The organism is Crenothrix polyspora (assembly GCF_900163755.1).
Taxonomy (GTDB): domain Bacteria; phylum Pseudomonadota; class Gammaproteobacteria; order Methylococcales; family Methylomonadaceae; genus Crenothrix; species Crenothrix polyspora.
Window position 1 is genome coordinate 21,618 of record NZ_FUKI01000109.1, and the last position, 6,000, is coordinate 27,617.

6 protein-coding genes, 1 tRNA gene and 1 rRNA gene are annotated in these 6,000 nt (G+C 44.3%); 7 read left to right on the forward strand and 1 reads right to left on the reverse strand.

Annotated features, from left to right (window positions below):
* The first annotated feature begins 203 nt into the window (after window positions 1-203).
* The 7 genes from rpmI (at window position 204) to CRENPOLYSF2_RS08845 (ending at window position 5,262) form a co-directional block, all read left to right on the forward strand.
* A complete protein-coding gene (rpmI, locus tag CRENPOLYSF2_RS08815) occupies window positions 204-401 on the forward strand; it encodes a 50S ribosomal protein L35 (protein WP_087143585.1) in 198 nt (65 codons plus the stop codon).
* Window positions 402-412: 11 nt separating this feature from the next.
* The gene (gene rplT / locus CRENPOLYSF2_RS08820) at window positions 413-775 is read left to right on the forward strand and encodes a 50S ribosomal protein L20 (RefSeq protein ID WP_087143586.1); all 363 of its coding nucleotides are present in this window, start codon (window positions 413-415) and stop codon (window positions 773-775) included.
* A 125-nt stretch (window positions 776-900) separates the two neighbouring features.
* A complete protein-coding gene (pheS, locus tag CRENPOLYSF2_RS08825; RefSeq protein WP_087143587.1) occupies window positions 901-1,920 on the forward strand; it encodes a phenylalanine--tRNA ligase subunit alpha in 1,020 nt (339 codons plus the stop codon).
* Between the two features lie 24 nt (window positions 1,921-1,944).
* Complete coding sequence (gene pheT / locus CRENPOLYSF2_RS08830; RefSeq protein WP_087143588.1) at window positions 1,945-4,449, forward strand: phenylalanine--tRNA ligase subunit beta; 2,505 nt, start codon at window positions 1,945-1,947, stop codon at window positions 4,447-4,449.
* 4 nt (window positions 4,450-4,453) lie between these two features.
* Window positions 4,454-4,750, forward strand: coding sequence for an integration host factor subunit alpha (gene ihfA / locus CRENPOLYSF2_RS08835; protein ID WP_087143589.1), 297 nt, complete (start codon window positions 4,454-4,456; stop codon window positions 4,748-4,750).
* A complete protein-coding gene (locus CRENPOLYSF2_RS08840; RefSeq protein WP_087143590.1) occupies window positions 4,734-5,087 on the forward strand; it encodes a MerR family transcriptional regulator in 354 nt (117 codons plus the stop codon). Before ihfA ends, CRENPOLYSF2_RS08840 begins: the two co-directional genes overlap by 17 nt.
* 98 nt (window positions 5,088-5,185) lie before the next feature.
* Window positions 5,186-5,262: transfer RNA gene (locus tag CRENPOLYSF2_RS08845), tRNA-Pro, on the forward strand.
* Between the two features lie 417 nt (window positions 5,263-5,679).
* Here CRENPOLYSF2_RS08845 and rrf read toward each other — a convergent pair.
* Window positions 5,680-5,795, reverse strand: a 5S ribosomal RNA gene (gene rrf / locus CRENPOLYSF2_RS08850).
* Window positions 5,796-6,000 lie beyond the last annotated feature (205 nt).

Consider the following 6,000-nt stretch of genomic DNA (forward strand, 5'->3'; position numbering starts at 1 on the left):
CGTGACTATCAGTAAAATCCGTGTCATCTGTGTTCTATCTGGTGTTATAAAGTAATTTAGAAGCCTTGGCTTCTGAACTGACGGGTCAGGATGACCGGTCAAGTATACCTTTAGGTATACTAAAAATTCTCCAAGGCCATGCATTTTGCCTGGGAGGGTTTCATCTCAAGGATTCGGTAATTTTAATTTTGTGGAGCAAACAAATGCCAAAAATCAAGACCCACCGTGGCGCTGCCAAACGCTTTAAGCGTACTGGTACCGGCGGTTTTAAATGTGCGCATTCGCACAAGCGTCATATTTTGACCAAAAAATCAACCAAACGTAAAAGACAGTTACGTTCACCCGCTGCCGTTCACGCATCCGATGTTCGTATGGTTGCACGCATGATGCCATACAGCTGAGAGTATAGAAGATGCCTAGAGTTAAACGTGGCGTAACCGCCAGAGCAAGACACAAAAAGATTTTAAAGCAAGCCAAAGGCTATTACGGTGCCCGTAGCCGCGTGTATCGCGTTGCCAAGCAGGCCGTTATTAAAGCTGGACAGTATGCTTATCGCGATCGCAAGCAGAAAAAACGCCAGTTTCGCGCCTTGTGGATTGTACGTATCAACGCGGCAGCGCGTATGTACGGCATTTCTTACAGCCGATTAATCAATGGCTTGACCAAAGCCAACGTAGCTATCGACCGTAAAGTCATGGCGGATATCGCGGTACGTGATATAGACGCTTTCGGAAAAATTGCTGAGATTGCCAAAGCGCACCAAAGCAAACCTTAAGGGTTAAAGATGGCTCTTATCTGAGCCATCTCTTAATGTCTTCTCTTGTTCTTTACTGAACAAGAGAAGATCTAGCGGCTTAATCGCCGTTTTCTTTTTATCTCGAATCACTAGCGAGCTAAACCGTGTCCGCTACTCCAGAAGAAATTCTCTCACAGGCATTACAAGAGCTGACCGCTGTTACTGATCTTGAACAGCTCGATCAAGTGCGTGTGCATTATCTTGGTAAAAAAGGCTTGCTGACTCTGCAAATGAAAGAGTTAGGTAGTCTTGAGCCTGAACAAAGACGCGCCGTTGGCCAAGTTATCAATCAAGCCAAAGACCAGCTACAGGCAAAACTGGAAGCGCAAAAAGAGTCATTACAACAAGCGGCATTAACTGCGCGTTTAGCCAGTGAGCGTATTGATGTCACTTTGCCAGGCCGTGGCCAAACGAGTGGTGGCTTGCACCCGATTACCACAACGCTCAACAGAATTAACAAGATTTTCGCCAGCGTCGGCTTTGAAGTGGTGGAAGGCCCCGAAATTGAAGATGATTATCACAATTTTGAAGCCCTGAATATTCCGGCACACCACCCTGCCCGCGCCATGCATGATACTTTCTATTTCGATGCCCACACCGTGCTGCGTACTCATACCTCGCCGGTGCAGATTCGCGTGATGGAATCGCAAACACCACCGTTGAAAGTGATTGCCCCAGGCCGCGTGTATCGCTGTGATTCCGATATTACCCATACACCGATGTTCCACCAAGTGGAAGGCTTTCTGGTTGATACCGATGTCAGTTTTGCCGATTTAAAAGGCGTAGTGTACGAATTCTTGCGTGCCTTCTTTGAAAAAGACATTCAGGTGCGTTTTAGGCCGTCGTATTTTCCGTTCACCGAACCGTCCGCAGAAGTGGATATTGAATGCGTGATGTGCGGTGGCGAAGGCTGCCGCGTGTGTAGCCAGACCGGTTGGCTGGAAGTGATGGGCTGCGGCATGATCCACCCTGAAGTGTTTAAGTCAGTCAATATTGACGACGAAAAATACACCGGCTTTGCCTTCGGCATGGGAGTGGAACGTCTGGCCATGTTGCGCTATGGCATCAACGATTTACGGTTGTTTTTTGAAAACGACCTGAAATTTTTAGAACAATTTAATTAAGCGACCAACAGGAATTCTGACGTTATGCAAATCAGTGAAGCTTGGTTACGAGAGTATGGTGGTCATCCAGCGGTTGGTACGAAAAAACTGGTCGCACAATTAACAATGGCAGGACTGGAAGTTGATTCAATAACGCCAGTTGCCGCCGATTTTAGCGGTGTTGTGATCGGCGAAGTATTGTCTTTAGAACAACATCCCGATGCCGATCGCTTACGGGTATGTCAAGTGGCTGTTAATATCTGTTCTCATATTATTGGTTGTTCAGATAATCACCCCGATGCCGACCGAATTCTTGCTGGTCAAGATATAGGTAAGGATGTCGTATTACAGATTGTGTGCGGTGCTAGTAATGTACGCGTAGGTCTAAAAGTGCCAGTGGCATTGATTGGTGCGGTTTTACCAGGCGATTTTAAAATTAAAAAATCCAAATTGCGCGGTCAAGAATCGTTCGGTATGCTGTGTTCGGCTAAAGAGTTGGGTATTTCCACTACAGCGGAAGGCTTACTGGAACTGCCGGATGATGCGTCGGTTGGTAGAGATATCCGTGATTATTTAGGTCTTGCTGATAATATCATTGAGGTCAGTTTAACCCCAAACCGAGCAGATTGCTTAAGCGTTGAAGGGTTGGGACGTGAGATTGCCATACTCAACAAAACGAATTGGTCAATCCCTTACTTGAATGAGCCTGTCCATACAAATAGCCAAATGGATTGGTCAATCACCCAGGTTGAGCACGTTGGCGTACAACATCAAGACATATTGCCAGTGGTGGTTGCGGTACCGGAAGCCTGTCCTCGTTATTTGGGACGATTAATTAAAAATGTTAATCCCAAAGCCGAAACGCCGTTATGGATGCAAGAGCGTTTGCGTCGTTCTGGTTTGAGAAGTTTGGGGCCATTGGTCGATGTGACCAACTACGTGTTAATCGAGTTGGGACAGCCTTTACATGCGTTTGATGCCGATAAGCTCAATGGCAAGATTACTGTTCGCTATGCGCAGATAGATGAGGCATTAACGTTATTGAACGGTCAAGAGATAAAACTTGATGCCGAAACCTTGGTTATTGCTGATGACATAAGAGCACTGGCCGTTGCCGGTGTAATGGGTGGCAACGATTCTGCTGTCAGCGATGCAACACAAAATATTTTTCTGGAATGTGCATTTTTTGCGCCGTTACAGTTGGCCGGTAAAGCGCGGCGCTACGGCTTGCATACTGATTCTTCACATCGATTTGAACGTGGTGTGGATGCGACTTTGCAAACACGTGCTCTTGAACGTGCCACGCAATTAATCGTTGCGATTGCCGGTGGTAGTGCAGGCGCAATCATTGAAGTGACGACTGAGAATTATTTGCCTGCGCGTCCGAGTTTATATCTTAGAAAACAACGGTTGCAAAAAATATTACGCAGCGATTTTAAAGATGCCGAAGTGGTTGATATATTCCAACGCTTAGGTATGATGGTAAATTCGGATGCTGATGGCTGGCATGTTACACCGCCGGGCTTTCGTTTTGACATTGCCATTGAAGCGGATTTGATCGAAGAAATTGCCCGTATTTACGGTTATAACAACCTGCCTAGTAGTAGCTTGTTGATGCGTTCCAAATTGGGTCTGGCCACAGAAACGCTATTGGACATTAATCGCGTAAAACATTTGTTGGTAGATCGTGGTTATCAAGAAGCGATTACTTACAGTTTTGTCGATGAAGATATACAACGCGCTGTCGCACCGGATGATATTTGCATACGTTTGCAAAATCCAATTTCATCGGAATTATCGGTGATGCGCACGACCTTGTGGTGTGGTTTGCTAAAGGCGGCGTTATACAACACCAATCGTCAGCAAAATCGCGTACGACTATTTGAAACCGGCTTGCGTTTTGTCAATCAATCTGGCCAAACGCAACAGCAAAAAATGCTGGCGGGTTTGATTTTGGGCAGTGCAAATGCAGAGCAATGGGGCGAAAAAACCCGTAAAGTCGACTTTTTTGATATAAAATCAGACGTAGAAGCGATTTTTACCTTGTTGGACTATTCGGTGCACTTTGTTCCAGCGCAACACCCTGCGTTACATCCTGGACAAACTGCTGCCATTTTATCTGAAAAAGGTGATAATATAGGCCTTCTGGGTATGCTACATCCGCACCTGGAGAAACAGCTAGGTTTTGATACGCAAGTTTTCCTGTTCGAAGTAGACCAGGAACTTATCCTCAAAAAACAACTTCCTAAGTTTAAGTCTTTATCAAAATACCCTTCTGTACGTCGTGATATGGCGCTAATCGTTAAAGAAGATGTGGCGATTGCGGCATTAATCGGTTGTATTAAGAGTGGCAACGAACAAAGCCTGCAAGACGTGGTGGTTTTTGATATTTACAGAGGGAAAGGTGTAGAGGAGGGCTGCAAAAGCGTTGCATTAAGCTTAATCATGCAAAATAATTCACAAACACTAATAGATTCTGAAATAGATGCTATATTTAACAGAACGTTAGAAACATTGACTAATAAATTAAGTGCAAAACTGAGGGATTGATTTCATGGCATTAACAAAAGCAGATTTTGCCGAGAAGCTGTTTGATGAGCTGGGTTTAAATAAGCGCGAAGCGAAAGACATGGTGGAAATGTTTTTCGAAGAAATCAAAGGTTCTTTAGAGCATGGCGAACAAGTAAAATTATCCGGTTTTGGTAAATTTGAACTGCGTGATAAAAGCAGTCGTCCTGGTCGTAATCCTAAAACTGGCGAAGAAATACCTATTACTGCACGACGTGTGGTAACATTTAGATCAGGCCAAAAACTTAAAGCCCGAGTAGAAGCTTATGCTGGAGCCGAGTAACAATAACGAACTGCCAGTAATACCGGCTAAACGCTATTTCACCATTGGTGAAGTCAGCGAGTTGTGCGGCGTTAAGCCGCATGTACTACGTTATTGGGAACAAGAATTTATAGAGCTGAGTCCAGTAAAACGGCGTGGTAACAGGCGCTATTATCAACGCCATGATGTGTTGATGATTCGTCAGATAAGATCCTTACTCTATGAGCAAGGCTATACCATTGGCGGTGCCAAAGTGCATTTAACCAATAATGATAGCAAAGAGGATTCGGCTCGCAGTAAAAAATTGATTGATCAGATGATCAGTGGTTTGGAAGATATTTTGGTTTTACTCAATTAGATATTGTGTCATCCACAGGCCGACTGTAGTATAATGGTCGGTCTCGTTGTTATTATGAGGTCTTCGTAATAATATCATAAACATCATATTCATTCTGTCGGAGCGTAGCGCAGCTTGGTAGCGCACTTGTCTGGGGGACAAGGGGTCGCAGGTTCAAATCCTGTCGTTCCGACCAATTAGTTACAAATTATTTGCAAATAATTATTTTCGGTCTGTGCCAAATTTTTACTACAGACGTTTCCAGCATACTCACTTAAATGATCTGCGCGTAACGCATTACCATTGTTAAATGATGTTGGTGCATGAATTAATCGATGCCGACATTTCTCCTTACCCCATTTTTAAGACATCGCCTGCATATTAGCTAATATGCTTACCTTTTTTTAAGCAAAATATTGAACTTTCCAGCGACACACCGCTGATTCTCCAGCACGGGAGGTTTCATACGTTTTCCAGTCAAGGGCGGACTCAAAATAGTTTGAAATATACTGTTGTCTATGTATTGATCACCGGTCAAGATAGTTGTCGCCGAACAAATAAAAATTCAAGCAAAAAAAAACCCAAGCCATTGACTTGGGTTTTTGATTTAAGAGCTTGGCAATTCCCTACTTTCGCATGGCAAACTGCCACACTATCATCGGCGCTAAACGGTTTCACTTCCGAGTTCGGGATGGGATCGGGTGGTTCACATTCGCTATGGTCACCAAGCAAACTGGTGTAGTCAGTATTGTTTCGACTGACTGTCATTCTGCAAATTAGGCTGGATTTAGGTTTTTACCTTTTTACCATTAACTTGCTTCTGGAAATCTGTAACTTCATGGTCTGACTTGCGATAGCCTTTGATACGTCAACACAAAACCCATTGGGTGTTATATGGTCAAGCCTCACGGGCAATTAGTACACGTTAGCTACA